This window comes from Sporosarcina newyorkensis, from assembly GCF_900167515.1.
Classification (GTDB): Bacteria; Bacillota; Bacilli; order Bacillales_A; family Planococcaceae; genus Sporosarcina; species Sporosarcina newyorkensis.
In genome coordinates, this window is sequence record NZ_FUYJ01000004.1 from 65,266 (window position 1) to 88,066 (window position 22,801).

Consider the following 22,801-nt stretch of genomic DNA (forward strand, 5'->3'; position numbering starts at 1 on the left):
CTTACTTCGCCTCCTTCTTATTACGTAAACGAATTAATCCGATACGGATAATATACCCGCAGGCAACAAAGAAAATAACTAGTGCTATGATGATCGAAACAATTTCTACTGGAATCCCTGCAGCATTCGGCATGTTGTTTGCTCCGTATTTCAATGAACCAAACAATGTAGCTCCGAAAATAACTCCAAGCGGCGTATTCGCACCTAAAAGCGCTACGGCAATTCCGTCAAAACCGATGCCCGTAAAGCCACCCATAGAGGACATGTTACCGAATGTTCCAAGTGCTTCCATCGCACCGCCTAAACCGGCAAATGCACCTGAAATAACCATCGCTAAAATGATGTTTTTGTTAACATTCATCCCCGCGTATTGAGAGGCATTTTCGTTAAACCCAACTGACTTCAATTCATATCCAGACTTTGTCTTCTCTAAAACAAACCACATGACGACAACCATCGCTAAGGCCACAAAAATTCCATAATGCAATGTAGAGTAATCGGTCAGGTTGGACAAAAATTCAGATCGCAGTGATGCTGTTTCATGGATCCTTTCCGTTTTGAACCCGCCGCCGGAAATGGTTTTTATCAATGCATTGACTACATGCAGCGCTATATAGTTCATCATGATCGTCACAATAACTTCATGCACTTTCAAAGTTGCTTTTAAAATACCCGGGATCAGCCCCCATAACGCTCCTGCAACTGCAGCCGCTAATAACGCAAGCGGTAAGTGAATGATTTTAGGTAGTTCAAACGCCATTCCGACATAGGCAGCCGCAAACCAGCCGACAATCAACTGTCCTTCTACTCCGATATTAAAAAGACCTGTCCGGAATGCGAAAGCGACTGCCAATCCGGCAAGAATATAAGGACTGATCTGACGGATCGTTTCACCGATTACATAAGAATCCCCGAAGATCCCATTCCACAATGCTATATAGCCTGTAACTGGGTTGTAATCACTGATGAGCATCACAACAGCGCCAACTAACAGTCCTAAAATAATAGATATCACTGGAACCAATATATTTATCATTTTATTCGACATGATGTTCATCACCATCTTTCCGAGCAGCTATCTGTTCTTTCGATACCGCATCTTTCGAATGGCCCGCCATCATTAAGCCTAACGCCTGTTCATTTGTTTCTTGCGGTGTCACAGTGCCCACAATTGTTCCATCGTAGATGACAGAAATTCGATCTGACACATTCATTACTTCATCAAGCTCGAAGGTTATGAGAAGAACAGCTTTACCACTGTCACGCTGTTCAATCAGACGTCTGTGAATAAACTCAATGGCTCCGACATCCAAGCCTCTTGTAGGCAGAGCAGCGATCAGTAAGTCTGGGTTACGCAAAATTTCACGACCAATGATCAATTTCTGCTGGTTTCCACCGGACAACGCTCTTGCCAATTCGTCTACGCCTTGAGTTCTTACGTCAAATTCTTCAATTAGACTTTTAGCCTTTTCATTCACTTCTTTATAATTCATTATTCCTTTTTTTGAAAATGGCTCATGATAATAGGATTGTAATGCGGCATTATAACCGACTGAGAAATCCAGTATCAGGCCATGTTTATGACGATCCTGCGGAATATGACCAATTCCTGTTTCTGTAATTTTTCTTGGTTTTTTGTTCGTAACATCTACAGAATTAATCAAGACTTTACCACTCTTCACTTTCGTTAACCCTGTAATAGCTTCGATTAATTCAGACTGTCCATTGCCATCAATCCCGGCAATACCGACAATTTCACCTCGGCGTACGGAGAGGTTGAGCCCTTTTAGCTTGGCAACCCCGCGATAATCATTGACAACCAAGTCCTCCACTTTCAATACTTCTTCTGTTGGATTAGAAGGTCCTTTTTCAGTCTTGAAAGTCACTTGCCGACCGACCATCAGCGTCGCCAATTCTTCCGGATTCGTTTCTGCTGTAATGACAGTCCCAATTCCTTTTCCTTTACGAATGACGGTTACTTTGTTTGAGACACTCATGATTTCCTGCAATTTATGAGTGATTATAATGATGGATTTACCTTCCGCAACGAGCTTGCGCATAATATTGAGAAGCTCTTCAATTTCCTGAGGAGTCAGTGAAGCTGTCGGCTCATCAAAAATTAAAATATCCGCTCCCCGATAAAGAGTTTTTAAGATCTCCACCCGTTGTTGCATACCAACCGATATATCTTCTATTTTCGCATGAGGATCTACATCCAGCCCATATGCCTTTGAAATCTCCGCTACCTTTTTAGCGGAATCTTTAATATTGAGCATACCGGATTTAGTCGGTTCGCTTCCCAAAATAATGTTTTCTGTGACCGTTAAGTTTTCAACGAGCATAAAATGCTGGTGAACCATTCCAATCCCAAGATCATTGGCCACGTTCGGATCGGTAATCGCTACTTTTTCTCCTCTTACACGAATTTCACCACCGTCTGGCTGATACAAACCGAACAACACATTCATTAACGTGGATTTACCAGCTCCATTCTCTCCTAAGAGTGCATGGATCTCACCTTTTTCAAGTTGCAGTGTAATGCGGTCATTAGCATAGAAGTTTCCGAATTTTTTCGAGACATCCAGCATTTCAATTACATAATCCAATCCAATCACTTCCTTGCCAGTAATAGAGTTCAAGAGCACAAAGCAGAATGTTCATTAGCTTCTTCCTAAGATTTAACTTCACGTATAAGGCGATTGCAGAACAATGAATCTGTAAGCGTTACCACTACTATTCGTACAAGTCGTCTTTTCGCCAAACTGTATGCAAATTCAATTCAATATAAAATTAATAAAATAAAAGCTCCAGTACAATAATCAAGGAGCCTTTATTTCACAAACTTTAATCAAATAAAGGCCGGACAATAAACCGGCCTCTATCTTATTCAGAAGATTATTTCTTCTTTTCTACGAACTCAGGTACTTCTACTTCGCCATCAGCAATCTTTTGTGCATATTCATCAATCTGATCTAGCACATCTTGTGGAATGGCACCGCGTGAATCAGCAAGTGACACACCGTTGTCATGGAGACCGTAAACTTTCGTTTCGCCACCAGGGAATTTACCATCCATAGATTGTTGAGCAATATCTTTAACTGCGACATCAACACGTTTCAGCATTGAAGTTAAAGTGATGTTATCATCGCCAACTTTACCTTCGTCATACTGATCGGAGTCCACTCCAATTACCCAAACATATGCATCTTTATCTGCTTGTTTACGTTCTTTCGCTTCAGAGAATACACCGTTACCTGTACCGCCGGCAGCGTGGAAAATGATATCAACGCCGGAAGAATACATACGGCTAGCTTCTGCTTTACCAAGTTCTGCTTTATCAAATGCCCCAGTGTATTTAGTATCTACTTTGATCTCTGGTTTTACTGCTGCAACTCCAGCCAAGAAACCAGCTTCAAAGCGCTCAATTACTGGAATATCCATACCGCCGATAAATCCAATTTTATCTGATTTTGTCATCAATGCAGCCGCAACTCCAGCAAGGTATCCGCCCTCTTGTTCCTTAAAAAGAATGCTTGTGACGTTTGGAGCGTCTACTTCACCATCGATAATAGCAAATTCAGTATCCTTTTGCTGTGCTGCAATGTCAGCGATTGCATCCTCCATCAAGAAACCTACACCAAATATTAAATTAAAGTCACGACGAGCCAAGTTGTTCAAATTAGTTGTGTAATCCGCTGGGTCTGTAGACTGAAGATAATCAAATCCGCCAGTTCCCTTTGCCCAACCTTGTTCTTCCCCAAATTCTTTGACGCCTTTCCAAGCTGACTGGTTAAACGATTTATCATCTACCCCGCCAACGTCTGTAACCATGGCAATCGAGAATTCACTCTTTTCGGTATCATTTCCGGCTGCAGGTTTTTCCCCTGCGTCATTATTGTCCTTATCGTTTGAACCGCATGCTGCCAACATCGTACCTGCGGCTAAAACCAAAGACATGGCCAAACCAAATTTTCTTTTCTTCATCAATAATGACCTCCCCTTTGATAATTTTGGTATGAAATCAGGACGTTATACGTCTTATACCCTTCTTCGCACTACATGGAACTTGAATTTATCTGCACGAAAATAGTTCTCAGAATAAAGAACCATTTTCCCTTCCTCGCTGAAATGCTCTTGGGAAAGCGATAAAAGGGATTGAGAGGTATCACAAGATAGCGCTTTAAACGCTTCCGGATGATAGCTAATCGGCTCTATTTCAGCTACAGCCTGTCCAATCCGGGTCATTCCGGACCGCTCAATTGTATCGAATAATGATGCGTCGAGCTGACTTTCTAAACCGTCCGGCAAACATTCCAACAGCACGTGATCCACACAATATACAACAGGTTCACCATCTGCTGTTCGAATTCGTTTGATTTGGACAATCTTTTTATCATTTGTTTTAAAACGTTCAGTTAACTCTTCAGTCAATGGGATGATAGACAAATTTTGAACAATGGTGCCAGGCTCCATATTCGCATTGTGGATCATCGTCGTTATACTTGAAAGCTGCTCAATTCCTGACAACACCATAGGCTGTGAAGTGACGAATGTGCCGACTCCATGCTTTCTGAAGATCACTTTCTCTTCTTCCAGTACCCTTAGCGCTTCGCGCAGTGTCGCACGGCTAACCCCCAGTAACTCTGATAATTTCGCTTCTGAGGGAAGCCGTTCATGTTCTTGAAATAGCCCAGATTCTATATCTTTTTTTAATCGCTCGATGACCTGAACATATAAATGTCGCGGATCTTTCTTCACGAACATTTAGCCACCTCCCCAGACGTCAGACATCTGATTACGTTCTGTCCTAACTATATCATCTTCTTAAGAAGAAGGAAATATCTAGTTAAGCTTACGAATAAAATTCTATATTTCAGTCGATTTCAACAATTTTACGTCAAGATTCTAGATCTGATTTTCCAATCATGACTTGTCTTGGCTTACTGCCTTCAGGCGGTCCTACTACTCCTCGCGCTTCCATTTGATCCACTATACGAGCAGCACGCGCATAGCCTACCCGGAAACGGCGCTGGATCATTGAAACAGAAGCTGTTTGCATCTCTACAACCATCTGGACCGCTTCATCATATAAATCATCTGTTTCTTCATGCGGTGGAACAATTTCCACTTCCGTAGGGATCATTTCTTCTTGATATTGCGCTTTTTGCTGTTCGATAATGAAGTCCACAACTGCTTCGACTTCTTCGTCCGATACAAAAGCGCCTTGCACACGGGTCGGTTTGGATGCACCCGCCGGAAGAAATAACATATCGCCTCGCCCTAACAACTTTTCTGCTCCGCTGCCATCCAAAATAGTACGTGAATCAATTGCAGACGAAACGGCAAATGCAATTCTTGAAGGAATGTTTGCTTTAATTATTCCTGTAATAACATCCACACTCGGCCTTTGCGTGGCAATGATCAAATGAATACCCGCTGCTCTAGCCATTTGCGCCAAGCGTGTGATGGCATCTTCCACTTCATTGGAAGCGACCATCATCAAGTCCGCCAACTCATCTACAATGACTACGATATACGGCATGCGTGGATGTTTTTCATCATGGTCTTCATTCCATTGTTCAATATGGTTATTGTATCCTTCAATATTCCTGGTACCTGTGTGAGAGAACAACTCATATCGTCTCTCCATCTCAGAGACCACCCTCTGCAATGCCTGTGCTGCTTTCCGGGGATCCGTGACAACCGGTGCCAATAAATGAGGGATGCCATTAAAGACATTGAGCTCCACCATTTTCGGGTCAATCATCATCATTTTCACTTCATGCGGTTTTGCACGCATGATAATGCTCATGATAATTCCATTGACGCAGACACTTTTCCCGCTTCCTGTCGCACCGGCAATAAGTACATGTGGCATTTTATTCAGTTCCGTCATCATCGCTTGTCCGGTTACATCCCGGCCTAGACCGACAAGTAATTTGGACTGAGCACGATTGTTTTCTTTAGATTCCAACACTTCCCGCAAACTGACCATTGCGACCGCATTATTCGGCACTTCAATCCCTACGGCTGATTTTCCGGGGATCGGTGCTTCAATACGAATTCCATTAGCCGCTAAAGCTAATGCAATATCATCAGCTAAACTGACAATACGGCTTACTTTCACACCGGAGTCCGGCAAAATTTCATATTTTGTCACAGCGGGACCTAAATGGACTTGTGTTACACGTGCTTTCACACCAAAACTGAGAAAGGTCTTTTCTAACTTTTTAGCATTTGCTTGAATCAGGTCATAGTCACCTGACTGATCACTCGCAACGGGAGGTTCAAGCAGACTGGTGGACGGAAGAATATATGATTCATTTTCCTGTTCTCCGCCCATCACCGGATAATCAGCAGTTCCTTCCGGTTGTTCATTCGCTGCTGAGGCTGAAGCTTTTGCGTCCGCCGCTTTTGTTTCCACTCTCTCTGGTACAGGTGCCTGTTCGATTTTCGAAGTGAAGGTTGAAATGATTGGTTGTTCGTCCAGCTCTTCACTGTGTATCATTTCGTCAGCAAGTTCCACAGTTTCGGCTTTGGGCTTTTGCTTACGGTTTCTTCGTGACAATTCTTTTCTGTTTTCTTCGGGTGACGGAACGACTTTTTTCTCTCGTGCTGTCCACTTTTCTTTCATTTTCTCCATCAATAAAGGAGTTTGCTCGACTAAGTAAGGAATCAGTGCTTTTCCTGTTAACAGAATTATCCCGATCAGCAATAAAAGAATTCCCGCCACTGTCGCACCTGCAGAGTCCACTAACGAATGGAACATCGCAAATAGTACAGCTCCGATCATACCGCCACCAAGCGTTCCTGATTGATTGAAGATTCCACCGCTTGTCACCAGGACTTTCCACGTCTCTTTCAAGGCCGAATTGGACATCAGTACCTTACTTTCATAGAGCGTTTGAAAAAGGTGGATATGACTGAATAACAGCATGCTGCTTAAAATGAACAAACAGCCTAACACGATTCGATGTTTATATCCCCCCACTTGCCTTTTTATCATAAATATTAGTGCCTGCATGATGATTAAGAATGGCAGGGCGGCATGCCAATTACCTAATAAAAATCGGGCAAATGCTGCTAATCCTCTGCCGATAACGCCATATTCAAATATCATGATGATGGCGATGCCAATCAATACCACACCCAGAATTTCGAACCAGAGCGGCTGCGTTGAACTTTGCTGCTTTTGCTGCTGTTTTTTCTTGGCTGTGGTCTTTTTCTTCCCTTTCTTTTTCGCCATAAGCTTACCCCCTTTCTGAAAAAAAGATTTCCAGCCTGTGCGGCATGGAAATCCTGTAGATTTTTAAGGAAGCTTTTCGAGCGAACTCAAAAAATCCGGAAACAATCGATCAGTATTCCATAATGATTGGAATAATCATTGGACGTCTTTTCGTTTGTTGATATAAATAAGAACTTAACGTCTCACGAATCTCTTGTTTAATGTTTGTCCATTCGAATGTTTCCTTACTAACGTATTTCTCCACAATCTTGCGAATTAACTTCGTCGCTTCTTCAAACAACTCTTCCGACTCACGGACATAGACAAAGCCCCGCGAAACGACTTCAGGTCCTGCAGCGATACGTTTTTGTTTTCTGTTCAACGTCACGACGACAGTGAAAATCCCATCTTGAGATAACAGTTTACGATCTCGCAACACGATATTCCCTACGTCGCCTACACCGATGCCATCGATAAGGACATTGCCCGCCTGCACTCTTCCGCTCATTCGCAGTTTATCGTTTTTAAATTCGACAATATCGCCTTTGTCCGCGATAAAGATTCGGTTTTTCGGCAAACCTACCTCTTGCGCTAATTTTGAATGCGCAATGAGCATACGGTATTCTCCTTGAATCGGAATAAAGTATTTAGGACGCATCAAATTTAGCATCATCTTCAAGTCTTCCTGCGAACCATGACCCGAAACATGAACATTTCTAGTTGAAGTTAAAACTGTTGCGCCTGCCTTCGCCAATTCATTCATCATCTGGTACATGGAAATTTCCATGACAGGTGACGGAGTAAATGTGATCAATACTGTATCTGTCTCTTTAATATTAATTTCTTTGTGATGCTTACGGACGATTTTCTCCAACGCTTCAAGAGGCTCGCCCTGGTTACCTGTTATGATGAGCACGATATCTTGGTCGTCATAACGATCCAAATCTTTTACAGGAACGACGATGTCTTCTTTTACTTGCAAATATCCTAGACGCAAGCCCACTTCAAAATAACTTTCCAAGCTCTTGCCGATGACAGCGACCTTTTTATCCTTTGCAGCAGCTTGGTCCAGAACTTGTTGAATCCGGATGAAATTCGATGCATATAATGCCACCAAAATTCGCCCTTCCGCTTCATGGAACGTTTTGGATAGTCTTTTTTCGATAACAGATTCAGATGTCGTATAACCAGGACGTTCTGCTTCCGTCGAATCCGACATTAAAATGAAGACACCTTCTTCACCTAGCGTCGCCATTTTCGCAATATCAGGACGGTATTTGCCCTTTGCTGCCTGATCGAACTTAAATTCACCCGTATTGACAATTGCTCCTTCACTCGTGTGGAAGACGATCCCTAATGAGTCGGGAATGCTGTGCGTCGTATAAAAGAATGTTACATGTGTACGCTTGAAATTCATTCGGCTTCGATTGGTCACTTCAAAGAATCGCACATTTGAAGGTGCCGGCATCTTTTTCAAATGCTCTTTTGCGAGAGCTAACGTTAATTTTGTTCCATAGACAGGCGCTTGTACTTTTTGTAACAAGTACGCAATGGAACCAATCGCATCTTCATGACCGTGAGTCAAGAAGATTCCTTTAACTCGATCTTTATTTTCTTCTAAGTAGGTCATATCCGGAATAACGATGTCGATACCGAGCATTTCGTTTTCAGGGAACATCAGCCCTGAATCCATTATAAATAGTTCGTCGTCAATTTCAACGACGTACATGGATTTACCAACTTCTCCTACCCCGCCCAGCGGGATTACTCTAATTAATTCATTTTGTATTTTGGTCACATTGTTTCCTCCTAATGATCTATAAATAATGAGATAAAATCTACATACAACGTACAGATATGCTCCGTTGATATCCGTTGAAGGCGGACCACTCCTCATTTACTTCGCTCCCTGTACGGTTCTCTAACGCTAATCAATGAGAATAAGTTGTAGCAGAGAGCCACTATTACTGGCATAAGCGAAGCATTGTGAGCACTTCTTTGTATTTTACCGCGTTCCATTCCAATCAACTAAGTTTTCTTTTGCTCTTAGCGAGCTGTCTAGTATTGATATGAAAACTTTAACTCATCTTATAATATATTCCCGTCCACAACGACTAAAATCCATTATACGAGATAGTGGGCTTCTAGTACAAACAAAAAAAGCCGGATTCATCATCCGGCTTTACTTTATTCCGCAACAGATTGTGTTTTACTGAAATTTTCAAGTGCCAAATCGATCAGCTCAGATTGACTTGCGTCCATTGCTATGAGTGGTAAACGTACGCCGCCTATTGGGATACCCAACCTTTCAAGTGCATATTTAACAGGGATTGGATTCGGTGAAGAAAACAAGGCGCTGAATACAGGCAATAGAGCACGGTGTAGCTTTGCAGCTTCTTTCGTCTGTCCGTTTTGAAATGCTTTGATCATCTTTTGCATTTCATTTCCTACTACATGAGCCGAAACAGAGACAATTCCTCTTCCGCCGATCGCGAGAAGTGGCAGCGTCATACTGTCGTCCCCGCTGTACACTTGGAAATCATCATCTGTTCCTTCAATGATCGCAGCCATTTGTTCAAGACTTCCACTCGCTTCTTTAATGGCCTTAATGTTAGCAATTTCTGATAACGCAATGACCGTTTCCGGCAGCAGATTGACGATCGATCTGCTCGGAATATTGTAGAGTAAAATAGGTAAAAATGTTTCTTTTGCTATAGCTGAAAAATGCGCATACATACCTTTTTGATCCGGTTTATTATAATAAGGAGTCACCAGCATGATGCCGTCAGCACCAGATAACTCAGCAGCCTTCGTCAATTCAATCGATTCCGCTGTATTGTTTGTACCTGTTCCTGCAATTACAGGCACCCGTTTATTCACAACTTTCACGACAAAATCCAATAATTCTCTTTTCTCCGTAACTGTGAGTGTGGGCGATTCGCCTGTCGTACCACTGACAATTATAGAATCTGTCCCATTTGCGATTAGATGTTCAAGTAATTTTCCGGTGTTTTCATAATTGATGGTACCATCTGGAGAAAAAGGAGTAACCATTGCTGTACCTATATTTCCTAGTTCCACGTTGATCATCCCTTTTCTTATTCATTCATAACACACGACAAATCAGTTGATCAATTCTTCGGCAATCTGCACAGAGTTCAATGCAGCGCCTTTTAACAAGTTATCCGACACAACCCACAAGTGAAAGCCCTTTGGATGATTTAAATCTTTGCGAATTCTCCCGACAAACACTTCGTCCCTGCCCTCTGCGTATAGCGGCATAGGATAGAGCTGTGCAGTCGGATCATCTTGTAGAACGATTCCAGGAGCCTTTTCCAAGAGAGCTTGGATTTCGCTTGTCGTGACATTGTCCTGATCGATTTCAATATATACAGATTCTGAATGACCGGATACGACAGGCAGTCTCACACAAGTCGCCGCTACCGACATTTCATAATCATTAAATATTTTCTTTGTTTCATTGATCATTTTTAATTCTTCAAGAGTATATCCAGATTCATCAAACGAATCGATTTGTGGGATTGCATTAAATGCGATGGGATAATGACGTTTTGCAGAAGCAGAAGGCAATACTTCCGCTTGGATTTCACTACGGTCAGAGAATTGCTTGCTTTGTTCAGACAACTCATCAATCGCTTCCACGCCTGCACCAGAAACTGCTTGGTAGGTTGATACGATTATTCGATTCAAGCCGTATTGATCCTTTATTGGTTTCAACGCCGCCACCATTTGAATTGTAGAGCAGTTTGGGTTGGCAATTATTCCGGAATGCTTTGTTAATTCTTTTGGATTTACTTCTGGTACGACAAGCGGTGTGTTTTTATCCATACGGAAGGCACTTGTGTTGTCAATAACGACCGCGCCTCTTTTCACTGCTTCATGGGCAAACATTTCAGAGATACTTCCACCCGCACTAAAGAATGCAATGTCGATACCTTCAAAAGCTTCAGGTGTTGTTTCCTGTACAATGTACGTGTTGCCGCCAGCTTTGATTTCGTTGCCTGCAGAACGTTTAGATGCAAGTAACTTGATGGATTTGGCTGGGAAGTTTCTTTCCACCAATTTTTCAAGTATTTTTGTTCCTACCGCCCCGGTGGCTCCGACAATTGCAACATTTACATTCTTCATTTCTCTCTTCCTTTCAATGATTAACAAGTAATTATTTGGAGCCATCTAGATTGCTCCGAACTCGTTAATTGTTATTGAACGAATTATAACATATTTTGCGATATTTAAAAATCTATTTTTATGCATCTTTATGAAGGATTAATAAAGGTTGCAATTGTTTGCCTTGTATAGCGGACGCTGTCGTTTCTGGCAGTAAAGAGAAATCAGCGATTAATGAGTTCGGTTTTTTTATACAGTCATCCTGTCCGAATGGTATAAAATAAACATTTTTCATATTTAATAACTTCATTAAATTCATGCCGTTCAACCCTAAGGCGTCATTTGTTGATACGCCAAGCACAACTGGTTTTTCATTGCGCAGTGTAGCTTTTGCTGCCATCAATACAGGTGAATCTGTAGATGCATTTGCAAATCTGCTCATGGAATTACCAGTAAGCGGTGAAATAACCATGCAGTCTAGCGGATTTGTTGGGCCGAATGGCTCGGCTTCAACAATACTAGACACAACTTTTTCACCTGTCGCCTCTTCAATTCGCTTAATCCATTCTTCTCCAGTACCAAAACGCGTGGCTGCATGGAGTACGGAATGCGTAATAATCGGTACTACTGTCGCTCCCTCTTTTTGCAGAGAGCTAATCATCGGAAGCAATTGGTCATAAGTGCAATGTGAAGCCGTAATTCCTAATCCGATTCGTTTTCCTTCAAGCATGTAACTCCCCTTTCTTCTATGTCCATTCTCAAAATCGCCTCAACCAGAGCAGCTGCTGCGTCCACTGGAAAATGAATTCCGGGCAATTTGAGGTGTATCGTATAGTATTCAGAAGAATAAGAGGGCTTTAGGCAGCCTGGAGCAGAAGCAAGGTCAAAAATACGTGTTTCACCGCTTTTTTCGGGGTCAAGCCATTGTGAGGGTATGGTGTTTACTAAGTAACCGTTCGAGAATACTGTACGTTCTGTTAATCGTAAAGGTTCATAACCCGCAATGGCCGCTTCCGCCAGCTGTTCATCAGATCTGGCGGCAATGGTTACGGTAGCTTGTAAGTTCCGTAAGACTTGTGCCACAGCCTTTCCTACTCTGCCAAAGCCAGCTACATAAAAATGCTTCCCTGCAATTTGCCGCTTCGTTTGTTCATAAAACACTTGGACAAAAGCCTCCGCTGTCAATCGGGCATTTTGCCAAATAAACGGTTCATAGTGCAAATAATTTGCGTGTCGTACTTTTTTTTCATCTAACTGATTCAGCCACTCTTGTGAAGCCTGGCCAGTAAATACTTTCATTGATGGTCCAAGTAATTCAGGAGGAATGGGATCTTTCATCGGTAATAACGGAAGTATTATTTGATCTGGCTGCCATTCAGTCAACACCTGTTTCAGTTCTTCATTGAATGCATCCGCAGCAACATATCGGCTGCTATAATTTTGTTCAAGCAATATATCATTGGCCATCTTCAGCCGCTGATCCTTCCCCACTACAAGCCATTTAGTCATCTTCAGACACATCCTTCCTGTCCAGTTCATGTGTTTTGCCGAATAAAATTCGATCCTCTCCTACGAGCACAATTTCATGCCATGGAATATATTCGACAATGTCATGATCTTTTTGACGGAACAGATTTTTTCCAAGCTTTTTCCGGATTTCAAATCCAATGATCTCACCCGTTTTGTGATTGAAAAGGAGATCGGTATCCGCAAGAAATCCATAGCGCATACCTTCCTCCACTTGAATCAGCTCTTTTTGTGCCAGCTCTGATAACAACATAACAATCCACCCTCTCTTATGATCTTCTATCATCATATGTATAGAAAGAGAGAAGTCGACTACTTAATTGAGCAGGTTTTTAAATTGGAGAATGTTTTTTTCAGGGGCAACAATTGATGTGGAGCGAGCACTCGTCAAAACTTGCTGGCCGAGACGATAAACACTTCTTTTTTCCACTAACTCAATACGCTCCACAACTTGTTCAATTGTTTGATGCATGCCAATTACTAATTCATTGCGGCCATTTCGGTACATGCGGGACTCTGAGTTTTCCAGTCCTAGAACAAAACTGCCTTTTAGCTGTTCTTTTGCATTGCGCAATTCTTTATCCGTCAAGCCATCATGCAATAGTTCCGCGATGACCTGTTCGATCGTTTGATACGTCTCTTGAAAATTCTCAGGGGAGGTTCCGCAATATATGACAAAGCCGCCTGCATTCTCATATGCGGAGTAATACGTATAGACAGAGTAGGCCAATCCCCGATTTTCCCGTACTTCTTGGAATAGTCTTGAAGACATTGTCCCGCCAAGTATACTGTCGAACAAACTTAATTCATAAATTCGGTCATGCGTTGCTGGAAGAGATGGGTAACCAAAGGCAATATGGGCTTGTTCAATATCTTTTGTTTTGATCGTCTGTTTTGCTGCGAAATTTGGCAAATGCATTTCATTTGGTCCAATTGTTGAATTTTTACTCTGATACGTACCAAAATGCGCTTCGATTAGCTTAATAAGCCGAACATCATAATTACCCGCGATGGAGATGACCAACTTATCGGGCCCATAATTTCGCGCCATAAATTCGTCTACCATTTCCTTGGTGAAACGCTTGATCGTCTCGCTTCGTCCACCTACTGGTTTACCGATTGAATCATCTGGGAACATCGCAGCCCAAAGTCTTTCATCGACGTCTTCATCCGGCATATCTTCTACTGAAGAGATTTCATCTAGAATAACGGATTTTTCTTTCTCCATTTCTTCTTCATCAAATACTGAGTGGAAAAACATATCCGATAAAATCGTCAACGCGTATGACGCGTGATGACTTAAAACGGTTGTGTAGTAACACGTCATTTCTTTCGATGTAAACGCATTAAGATCTCCGCCAATTTGATCGAATTGTTCAGCAATCATCCTGGCATTTCGGCTTTCTGTTCCCTTAAACAACATATGCTCAATAAAATGAGCAATTCCCTCTTGTTCTGCTGTTTCATCTGCAGATCCTGCATGCACCCATAATCCTACAGCTACTGACTTTACATAGGGCATCTTTTCATGAACGATCCGTACACCATTTGAACAAATATATTTTTGAATCATCGACTTCACTCCTTCTAAAAGTACAAAAAGCCTCCTTCGCCGCAACTTGTGCAGGAAGAGGCTCGTTCGCTTTTACATTACTCTTTGTTTGCTTTTTCTTGTGCTTCTTTTTCTTCTTGGATCACTACTTTTCTGGAAAGGTTCACTCGACCCTGCTTATCAATTTCAATGACCTTGACAAATAGTTCGTCACCAAGTTTCAATTCATCTTCAACCGCTTTTGTGCGGCCTTCTTGAATTTCAGAAATATGAAGCAATCCATCTTTGCCAGGGAAGATTTCCAAGAACGCACCAAACTTTTCAATGCGTTTCACTTTTGCTAAGTAGTATTCACCAGCTTTCGCTTCTCGAACGATGTCTTCGATCATCTTCTTAGCTTTCGCATTCATTTCAGAATTCGGTGATGCGATGTAAATCGTACCATCTTGTTCTGTATCAATTTTAACTTGAGTTTCCTCAATGATTTTATTGATAACTTTTCCTCCAGGTCCAATGACATCACGGATCTTATCTGGATTAATATGAATTACAACAATTTTCGGAGCGTATTCAGACAGTTCCTCACGTGTTGTAGAAATTGTAGTCATCATATGTTCAAGGATTTTAATACGGCCAATTTTGGCTTGTGCGAGTGACTCTTCAAGAATTTGACGAGAAAGTCCGTCAATTTTGATATCCATTTGAAGGGCTGTGATTCCTTTTTCGGTACCAGCTACTTTAAAGTCCATATCGCCTAAATGGTCTTCCATTCCTTGAATATCCGTTAGAATAGAGTAATCTTCTTCTTTTTTGATCAATCCCATTGCAATACCTGCTACAGGAGACTTGATTGGAACACCAGCATCCATCATAGCCATTGTAGACGCACAGATCGATGCTTGTGAAGAAGAACCGTTTGATTCTAATACTTCCGCTACAAGGCGCATTGTGTACGGGAATTCATCTTCATTCGGAAGGACTGGCAGCAATGCACGTTCACCCAATGCCCCATGTCCGATTTCACGGCGTCCCGGTCCTCGGATCGGTCCTGTTTCACCGACACTGAAGTTCGGGAAATTATAATGATGCATGAAGCGCTTAGATTCGTCTAAGCCTAATCCATCAATGATTTGAACTTCGCCGAGCGCACCCAATGTACAGACACTCAACACTTGTGTTTGTCCACGTGTAAACAGGGATGAACCGTGAGCACGTTGCAACAGACCTGTTTCTGATGACAATGGACGAATTTCATCCAACGCACGGCCGTCTGGACGCACCTTATCCACCGTAATCAATCGACGAACTTCATCTTTCACCATTTGCTCCAAAACAGCCTTCACTTGTTTCATCGTATCTTCATCAGCTTCATTCGCGATATAACGATCAAGCACAGCAGTCTTTACTTCATTGATTGCTTCTTCACGAGCGTGCTTTTCTTCAGTTTGAATCGCTGAAATCAAGTCGTTTTCACAGAAGTTTTTCACTTCTGCACTGATTTCTGGGTCTAGTTCGAATAGTTCAATTTCAAACTTTTCCTTGCCAATTTCTTGAGCAATTTTTTCTTGGAACGCAATCAATTTCTTGATTTCATCATGACCGAACATGATCGCTTCAAGCATGATCTCTTCAGAAACTTCTTTCGCTCCTGCTTCTACCATGTTAATGGCATCTTTAGTACCGGCTACGACTAAATCGATCTCTGATGTTTCCAGTTGCTCAGGTGTTGGATTGACGATAAACTCTCCATCAATGCGTCCAACTTGCACACCTGCGATTGGTCCATCAAACGGAATATCTGAAATAGACAGTGCTAAAGAAGAGCCGATCATAGCAGCAATTTCAGATGAACAGTTTTGATCAACTGACATAACAAGTGAAATTACTTGTACATCATTACGGAAGCCATCTGGAAATAACGGGCGGATCGGACGGTCAATTAACCGGCTTGTCAATACCGCTTTTTCTGACGGTCGGCCTTCACGCTTGATGAATCCACCAGGAATTTTACCGACTGCATATAAACGTTCTTCATAGTTGACTGTAAGTGGGAAAAAATCCAGAGGTTTTGGTTTCTTAGAAGCGGTTACTGTAGATAATACTGTTGTGTCGCCGTAACGAACCAATACAGCGCCGTTTGCTTGCTTTGCAAGTTGTCCTGCTTCGATTGTCAGCGGACGTCCTGCCCAATCGAGTGTATAAACATTTTTCTGTTCTGACATTGTAGAACTCCTCTCTAATGTGAAACTTGGTACATCATAGTTGTATGTAATTAGTAGTAGTGTATCAAACCAGATACATTTATGCGAAAGTTTTCATCTTAATTCCATAGAAAAAAGCGGGCAATGCCCGCTTTTTAGTCTTATTAACGGCGTAAGCCAAGTTTTGCAATAAGATCACGGTAACGTTGAACGTTAGTTTCACGTAAATATCTCAAAAGACGACGACGTGTACCAACCATTTTGTAAAGACCGCGACGTGAGTGGTGGTCTTTCTTGTGCGTACGCAAGTGGTTGTTCAAGTTATTGATCTCTTCAGTAAGGATAGCAATCTGAACATCAGCAGATCCAGTATCATTTTCATGAGTCTTGAATTCGTTGATCAATTCAGCTTTTCGCTCTTGTGTAATAGCCATCCTTTTCACCTCCTAATTAAAAGTATCCCCATCTCCCGAGCAATCGTTGGTGATTCGCATTGCCAAGAAGCGGTTTGTGTCATTAACACTACTTTATCATATCACGCCATTCTGTCAGTTGCAACATTCAACTCTAGCCATTTAACAAGTCCATGGCGGTTTGTTTGTCTTTGCCGATTTGTTCTTTTAACGCCTCAAGCGACTCAAATTTCCGCTCTGCCCGAATCCGATGCAGCCATTCAATCGCCACCTGCTTACCGTAGAGATCCATGTTCGCATTTAGGAGATGAACTTCTGCTGTGGCCACGCGGTGTTCCGGGTTATGAAAAGTCGGTTTGACACCCAGATTGCAAACGCCTGGATGCCACTTCCCGTCTACCAAACAATATACTGCGTAGACACCGTTGGCAGGCACGATATTCTCCTCATCTGTTTGAATATTGGCGGTCGGAAAACCTAACTGACGACCGCGTTTCTCTCCATGTACAACTTCACCAAACGTACGGAAAGGTCGTCCGAGTAACAGCGCAGCTTCCTCGACATCACCTTCTGACAGCAGTTGACGCACTTTAGTGGAGGATACTTTGCCATCATGATCATATGTGACTTTTTGAATCGTCGTCGTACCGTACAAACCTTCAGAAAGGTCATGCATCTCTTTCATCGTACCGGAACCTTTCATACCAAAAGTAAAGTCAAATCCAGCGGTCACGTGCTTGACACCTAATCCTTTAACAAAAATATCGATAAACTGCTGTGGGGATAAGCTGGCTAAATCCCAATCAAAACTAACGATGAAAAGAGTATCGACTTGAAGCGCTTCCAGGAGCCGAACCTTTTCCTCTAACGGCGTAATGTAGCCTACATTTCTACCTGAAAAAAGTTGTGACGGATGAGGATCAAATGTCATGACAGCTGTTTGTATTCCTAACTCATCCGCCTTTTTCTTTGCGGAATCGATAACTTCCTGATGCCCTTTATGTACGCCATCAAAAAACCCAATAGCCATGGAATAGGCATGATGCAATTGGATGTTCAGTTGATCAGGATATCGTAATCTGTAGATTTCCATTTCTATCTCTCCTTACTCATTAGGCAGTAGCATTTTTTCAGGTTTCATCAACCCTGGCTTCGTTGGATGGTTTTGATAGATAGCCAACACACGGCCTTCATGCGTCATACTAATTGACGGATAGGTTATCAGCAATGGATCTGCCGGCAGTACTTGTCCATTTTGGATCTTCTCCAATAAATCCGGAGCAATCTCCACTCTAGGGAAATCGGTCAAGACCTCTTCAATTGGACGTAAGATTGAATCAATATTGCCTTCTTCCATCAACTCAGCCACTTCGGATAATGTTTTACACTGTGCTTGTTGAAAGTTACCGGACACAGTACGAACCAATGATTCCATATGTGCAGGGAAACCGAGTTGCTCGCCAATTTGAACTGCCAGAGTTCGAATATATGTACCTTTCCCACAACGTACTCGAATAGAAAAAGTAACTTCTTCACCACAAAAAGTATCTCCTTCATTTAAGAGCTCAATTTGCTCAATCAGTACTTTACGAGCTGGTCTTTCAACTTCCTGGCCTTTCCTCGCATATTCATACAATCGCTTCCCATTTACTTTAACTGCAGAATACATGGGTGGGATTTGAATAATTTCTCCTGTCAGCTTTTCCAGCGCCTCCAGGATCTGTGATCTGCTAAATTCTTTATATGTGTCGTCACTAGTTACTGTATCGCCTTGGGCGTCTTCCGTCTCAGTGGAGCGACCGATCGACACTTTCGCGATATATTCTTTTCCTGCATCGGTCACATATGAAGCGACTTTCGTAGCCTTGCCAATACAGATCGGAAGAACTCCTTCTACTTCAGGATCCAGCGTTCCTGTATGACCAACTTTTTTTGTGCGTAAAATCTTTCGCAATTTAAAGACACAGTCATGGGAGGTCATCCCCTTCTCTTTCCATAAAGGAAGAATGCCGTTCATCTTACTCCTCTTTTCTATAAGTCCATTCAAAATTAGTGATATATGTAAGAAGAGAGGAAGTCATTACGCCAAAGCGACAATGAACTTCCTCCTCATTTTTACTGCTCGTTCTCATCATTTACTTGACGGATTAAGCTCTCAATATGATTACCATACGCAACCGATTCATCCATCTCAAATTCGATTTCTGGTGTTTTACGTAAACGAATTCGCTGACCGATTTCCGTACGGATAAACCCTTTTGCTTTTGAGAGGCCAATTAACGTGTCTTCGCGTTCCTTAGCTGTACCTAGAACAGAGATAAATACTTTCGCCTGCTGTAGGTCTCCTGTCACATCTATACCGGTAACAGTAACAAATCCGATCCGCGGATCTTTTAATTTTTGGCCGATGATATCGCCCAGTTCTTTCTTCATTTGTTCGGCTATTCGATTTGCACGCACTGACATGGAAATTCACCTCTATCCATTATTAACTATTTGATCATCTCATAGATAATCGACTGTACACGCGGTCATTTCCCAATCTGGATTGGATTCGAACAGACGGATCGCTCTTCTCACTTCGCGTTCAGCAGCATCATTAGAAGATGCCACCGCCACTAATGCGAAAGTAGTTCTTTGCCATAAATCCTGGTGATCAATTTCCGCTACCGAGACATTATAGGAGTTTTTCACCCGATCTCTCATCCGGTTTAAAACGGCACGTTTCTCTTTCAAAGAAGCGGCTGTCGGTATGAAAAACGAACATTCCGCGTATACAATCATACTCGCTTAATCTCTTCCATTACATACGCTTCAATAATATCTCCTTCTTTGATATCATTGAATTTTTTAATCGTGATACCACATTCATAACCTTTTGCTACTTCTTTTGCATCATCTTTGAATCGCTTCAACGTATCAAGCTCTCCTTCAAAGATGACAATATTGTCACGCAGCACCCGTACTCCGGATTCTCGAGTAATCTTACCATCTATCACATAGCATCCCGCAATCGTACCAATTTTAGACACTTTAAATGTCTCACGAACTTCAGCCTGACCGATTACTTTCTCTTCATACTCAGGATCAAGTAATCCTTTCATAGCAGATTCGATTTCTTCAATCACTTTATAAATGACGCGGTGCAGACGGATATCGACACCTTCTGCTTCAGCAGCACGTTTCGCATTGGTATCTGGACGTACATTAAATCCAATCACAATCGCATTTGAAGCAGCTGCCAATGAAATGTCGGATTCATTGATTGCTCCTGCTCCCGTATGGATGATCTTAACGTTAACGCCTTCCACTTCAATTTTCATCAGGGATGCCGCCATTGCTTCTACAGCACCTTGAACGTCTGCTTTAACGATCAAGTTCAATTCTTTCATTTCGCCTTGCTTCATTTGATCAAACAAATTGTCGAGGGTTACACGTGTTTTTTCTACGCGCTGCTCTTGAAGAGCTTCCCCTGCCCGTGCTTCACCAATTTGACGTGCGGTCTTTTCGTCCTTAAAGACGACAAAACGGTCGCCAGCTTGCGGTACGTCGCTTAAACCAGTGATTTCTACAGGTGTAGATGGACCCGCTTCCTTCACTCGGCGTCCCAGGTCACTGACCATAGCACGTACACGACCGTACGTGTTCCCGACTACTATAGGGTCTCCAACATGCAATGTACCATTTTGTACAAGCAGTGTTGCAGCTGATCCTTTACCTTTGTCGAGCTGTGCCTCAATTACAGTACCTCTTGCTCTGATCGAAGAGTCTGCCTTTAATTCTCCGACTTCAGCAACTAACAGCACCATTTCCAGAAGCTGGTCGATCCCTTCGCCTTTCAAGGCAGAAATCGGAACAAAGATCGTGTCGCCGCCCCAGTCTTCAGATACTAAACCGTGTTCAGTCAATTCCTGCATCACACGATCCGGATTTGCTGTTGGTTTATCCATCTTATTAACTGCAACGATGATCGGTACTTCGGCTGCTTTTGCATGATTGATTGCTTCAATCGTCTGAGGCATGACGCCATCGTCTGCTGCTACAACCAAAATCGTCAAGTCAGTGATTTTAGCTCCGCGTGCTCTCATTGTAGTGAATGCTTCGTGGCCTGGTGTATCCAAGAAAGTGATTTTCTTACCTTTTTCTTTGATTTGATAAGCCCCGATATGCTGGGTAATCCCGCCTGCTTCACCTTGCGTAACTTTCGTATCGCGAATGGAGTCAAGCAAAGTCGTTTTACCATGGTCAACGTGACCCATGATTGTAACAACTGGAGGTCTTTCTTCTAAATTGACCGGCTGCTGTTCTTCTTCATCCGGATCTTCAAAGTAAATCTCCAAATCCGTAACATCAATTCTGATTTCTTCTTCCACTTCTACGCCGTATTCAGCACAGATTAACTCGATTGCATCTTTATCAAGCTCTTGGTTAATTGTCGCCATGACACCAAGCATGAATAGTTTTTTAATGATTTCAGAAGGTTCCTTGCCCAGTTTTTGAGCTAATTCGCCAACTGATAGCGACTCATAGAAAGTGATTTTCTCTGGTAGTGGCTTCTCAATCTTTTGAGCTGGAACTGCCGGACGATATCTGCGGCGTCCTTGGTTAATTCCACGTGCAGGTGGTCTTCCTCCACGACCGCGAGCTCCGCCGCCTGAACGTGCTTGATTCGCACCTTGACCTTGTTTTGGCTGTTGGTTTGTGCCTGCTTGCTGACCGCCTTGTGTTCGGTTACCAGCTCCTGCCGGGCGTTTCGCTCCTGTGTTGTTGCTTTGATTCGAATTTTGATTCGAACGGTTCGCAGGCTGTTGTGTACGGTTCGCACCGCCTTTAGCTGCTGTCTGTCCTGAATTCGATTGCTGTGGTGCACTTTTACCTGCGTTATTTCCACCTTGACGATTTCCAGCAGGACGTTGTGCCGGACGGTCGGATTTTTGGTTGTTGTTTGTCTTATTTGTCGTTCCAGTCGTGTTTCTGGAGTTGCCAGAGAACTTCTTGTCCAGCTTCGTAACTGTTTCTGGATCAATTACGGACATATGATTGGTGACTTCCACTTTCATATTCCCTAATTCATTAATAATATCTTTACTCGATTTATTTACCTTTTTGGCATATTCATGTACTCGTATTTTCGTCATTAGCCCACCCCCGGTTATATTCGTTGAGGAGCTCGGATAATTTTTTGGCGAATCCTTTATCCGTTAGCGCCAAGACCACTCGCGCTTCTTTACCAATCGCATGCCCAAGGTCTTCACGACTCCCGAAATCATGCTTCTCAACGTTGTAAGTATTACATTTATTCGTTAGTTTCTTCATTGTATTAGCAGATGCATCTTTTGACAGGATGACAAGTTCTGCATGTCCCGAACGGACTTCCCGTACGACTAAGTCTTCACCCGTCACAATTTTCCGTGCTCGGGCTGCCATACCGAGCAGCTGATAGATCTTCGTTGGATCTGTCATTTGATCGCCTCTCGCCGAATGGCATGTAAGAGGTCATCGTACACTTGCTCAGGAACTTTCGCACCCAATTGATGTTCAATTGAGTGGTGTTTTCGTGCTTTTTCTACCGCATCTTCCGTTTTGGATACGTATGTACCACGGCCTGACTTTTTTCCGGTCAGATCAACGGAAACTTCTCCTTCTTTCGTACGGACAATCCGGATCATTTCTTTTTTAGGTAGCATTTCACCTGTAGCTGCACATTTACGCAAAGGGATTTTCCGATTGTTCGACATGAGCATGCAATCCTTTC

The 22,801-nt window shown here is 42.6% G+C and carries 21 protein-coding genes; all 21 read right to left on the reverse strand.

What is annotated here, in order from left to right:
• Position 1: 1 nt before the first annotated feature.
• The 21 genes from B5D59_RS09255 to rnpM all read right to left on the reverse strand — a co-directional run bounded on the left by B5D59_RS09255 (position 2) and on the right by rnpM (position 22,784).
• Complete coding sequence (locus tag B5D59_RS09255; RefSeq protein WP_040758225.1) at positions 2 to 1,048, reverse strand: ABC transporter permease; 1,047 nt, start codon at positions 1,046 to 1,048, stop codon at positions 2 to 4.
• On the reverse strand, positions 1,038 to 2,606 hold the full coding sequence (locus B5D59_RS09260; RefSeq protein ID WP_078817728.1) for an ABC transporter ATP-binding protein: 1,569 nt from the start codon (positions 2,604 to 2,606) through the stop codon (positions 1,038 to 1,040). Before B5D59_RS09260 ends, B5D59_RS09255 begins: the two co-directional genes overlap by 11 nt.
• 289 nt (positions 2,607 to 2,895) lie before the next feature.
• On the reverse strand, positions 2,896 to 3,984 hold the full coding sequence (locus B5D59_RS09265; RefSeq protein ID WP_009497335.1) for a BMP family lipoprotein: 1,089 nt from the start codon (positions 3,982 to 3,984) through the stop codon (positions 2,896 to 2,898).
• A 54-nt stretch (positions 3,985 to 4,038) separates the two neighbouring features.
• Complete coding sequence (locus tag B5D59_RS09270) at positions 4,039 to 4,764, reverse strand: GntR family transcriptional regulator (protein WP_009497337.1); 726 nt, start codon at positions 4,762 to 4,764, stop codon at positions 4,039 to 4,041.
• A gap of 133 nt (positions 4,765 to 4,897) precedes the next feature.
• Positions 4,898 to 7,246, reverse strand: coding sequence for a DNA translocase FtsK (locus tag B5D59_RS09275; protein WP_078817729.1), 2,349 nt, complete (start codon positions 7,244 to 7,246; stop codon positions 4,898 to 4,900).
• Positions 7,247 to 7,355: 109 nt separating this feature from the next.
• Positions 7,356 to 9,023, reverse strand: coding sequence for a ribonuclease J (locus B5D59_RS09280; protein WP_040758229.1), 1,668 nt, complete (start codon positions 9,021 to 9,023; stop codon positions 7,356 to 7,358).
• Between the two features lie 389 nt (positions 9,024 to 9,412).
• Positions 9,413 to 10,306, reverse strand: coding sequence for a 4-hydroxy-tetrahydrodipicolinate synthase (dapA, locus tag B5D59_RS09285; protein ID WP_245799494.1), 894 nt, complete (start codon positions 10,304 to 10,306; stop codon positions 9,413 to 9,415).
• A gap of 42 nt (positions 10,307 to 10,348) precedes the next feature.
• On the reverse strand, positions 10,349 to 11,374 hold the full coding sequence (locus B5D59_RS09290) for an aspartate-semialdehyde dehydrogenase (protein ID WP_040758233.1): 1,026 nt from the start codon (positions 11,372 to 11,374) through the stop codon (positions 10,349 to 10,351).
• 118 nt (positions 11,375 to 11,492) lie between these two features.
• On the reverse strand, positions 11,493 to 12,083 hold the full coding sequence (locus B5D59_RS09295; RefSeq protein ID WP_009497345.1) for a dipicolinate synthase subunit B: 591 nt from the start codon (positions 12,081 to 12,083) through the stop codon (positions 11,493 to 11,495).
• On the reverse strand, positions 12,056 to 12,862 hold the full coding sequence (locus B5D59_RS09300; RefSeq protein ID WP_009497346.1) for a dipicolinate synthase: 807 nt from the start codon (positions 12,860 to 12,862) through the stop codon (positions 12,056 to 12,058). Before B5D59_RS09300 ends, B5D59_RS09295 begins: the two co-directional genes overlap by 28 nt.
• Positions 12,855 to 13,133, reverse strand: a complete 279-nt coding sequence (locus B5D59_RS09305) for a YlmC/YmxH family sporulation protein (RefSeq protein ID WP_040758235.1) — start codon at positions 13,131 to 13,133, stop codon at positions 12,855 to 12,857. Before B5D59_RS09305 ends, B5D59_RS09300 begins: the two co-directional genes overlap by 8 nt.
• A 63-nt stretch (positions 13,134 to 13,196) precedes the next feature.
• Complete coding sequence (locus B5D59_RS09310) at positions 13,197 to 14,453, reverse strand: M16 family metallopeptidase (protein WP_078817731.1); 1,257 nt, start codon at positions 14,451 to 14,453, stop codon at positions 13,197 to 13,199.
• Positions 14,454 to 14,530: 77 nt separating this feature from the next.
• Positions 14,531 to 16,654 (reverse strand): polyribonucleotide nucleotidyltransferase, encoded by a 2,124-nt coding sequence (gene pnp / locus B5D59_RS09315; protein ID WP_009497349.1) that lies wholly within the window; start codon positions 16,652 to 16,654, stop codon positions 14,531 to 14,533.
• Positions 16,655 to 16,797: 143 nt separating this feature from the next.
• Positions 16,798 to 17,067: a 30S ribosomal protein S15 gene (gene rpsO, locus B5D59_RS09320; RefSeq protein WP_009497350.1), complete on the reverse strand. Its 270-nt coding sequence runs from the start codon at positions 17,065 to 17,067 to the stop codon at positions 16,798 to 16,800.
• Positions 17,068 to 17,200: 133 nt separating this feature from the next.
• Positions 17,201 to 18,139: a riboflavin biosynthesis protein RibF gene (gene ribF, locus B5D59_RS09325; RefSeq protein ID WP_078817732.1), complete on the reverse strand. Its 939-nt coding sequence runs from the start codon at positions 18,137 to 18,139 to the stop codon at positions 17,201 to 17,203.
• A gap of 12 nt (positions 18,140 to 18,151) precedes the next feature.
• Positions 18,152 to 19,063, reverse strand: coding sequence for a tRNA pseudouridine(55) synthase TruB (truB, locus tag B5D59_RS09330; protein ID WP_078817733.1), 912 nt, complete (start codon positions 19,061 to 19,063; stop codon positions 18,152 to 18,154).
• Between the two features lie 98 nt (positions 19,064 to 19,161).
• Positions 19,162 to 19,512, reverse strand: coding sequence for a 30S ribosome-binding factor RbfA (rbfA, locus tag B5D59_RS09335; RefSeq protein WP_009497353.1), 351 nt, complete (start codon positions 19,510 to 19,512; stop codon positions 19,162 to 19,164).
• 39 nt (positions 19,513 to 19,551) lie between these two features.
• Positions 19,552 to 19,830 carry a DUF503 domain-containing protein gene (locus tag B5D59_RS09340; protein WP_009497354.1) on the reverse strand — a complete coding sequence of 93 codons (279 nt, stop codon included), beginning with the start codon at positions 19,828 to 19,830 and terminating at the stop codon, positions 19,552 to 19,554.
• Positions 19,827 to 22,184, reverse strand: coding sequence for a translation initiation factor IF-2 (gene infB / locus B5D59_RS09345; RefSeq protein WP_009497355.1), 2,358 nt, complete (start codon positions 22,182 to 22,184; stop codon positions 19,827 to 19,829). Before infB ends, B5D59_RS09340 begins: the two co-directional genes overlap by 4 nt.
• Positions 22,162 to 22,509, reverse strand: a complete 348-nt coding sequence (locus B5D59_RS09350) for a YlxQ family RNA-binding protein (protein WP_009497356.1) — start codon at positions 22,507 to 22,509, stop codon at positions 22,162 to 22,164. The genes infB and B5D59_RS09350 overlap by 23 nt, the downstream gene beginning before the upstream one ends.
• On the reverse strand, positions 22,506 to 22,784 hold the full coding sequence (rnpM, locus tag B5D59_RS09355; protein WP_040758238.1) for an RNase P modulator RnpM: 279 nt from the start codon (positions 22,782 to 22,784) through the stop codon (positions 22,506 to 22,508). The genes B5D59_RS09350 and rnpM overlap by 4 nt, the downstream gene beginning before the upstream one ends.
• Positions 22,785 to 22,801: the final 17 nt, after the last annotated feature.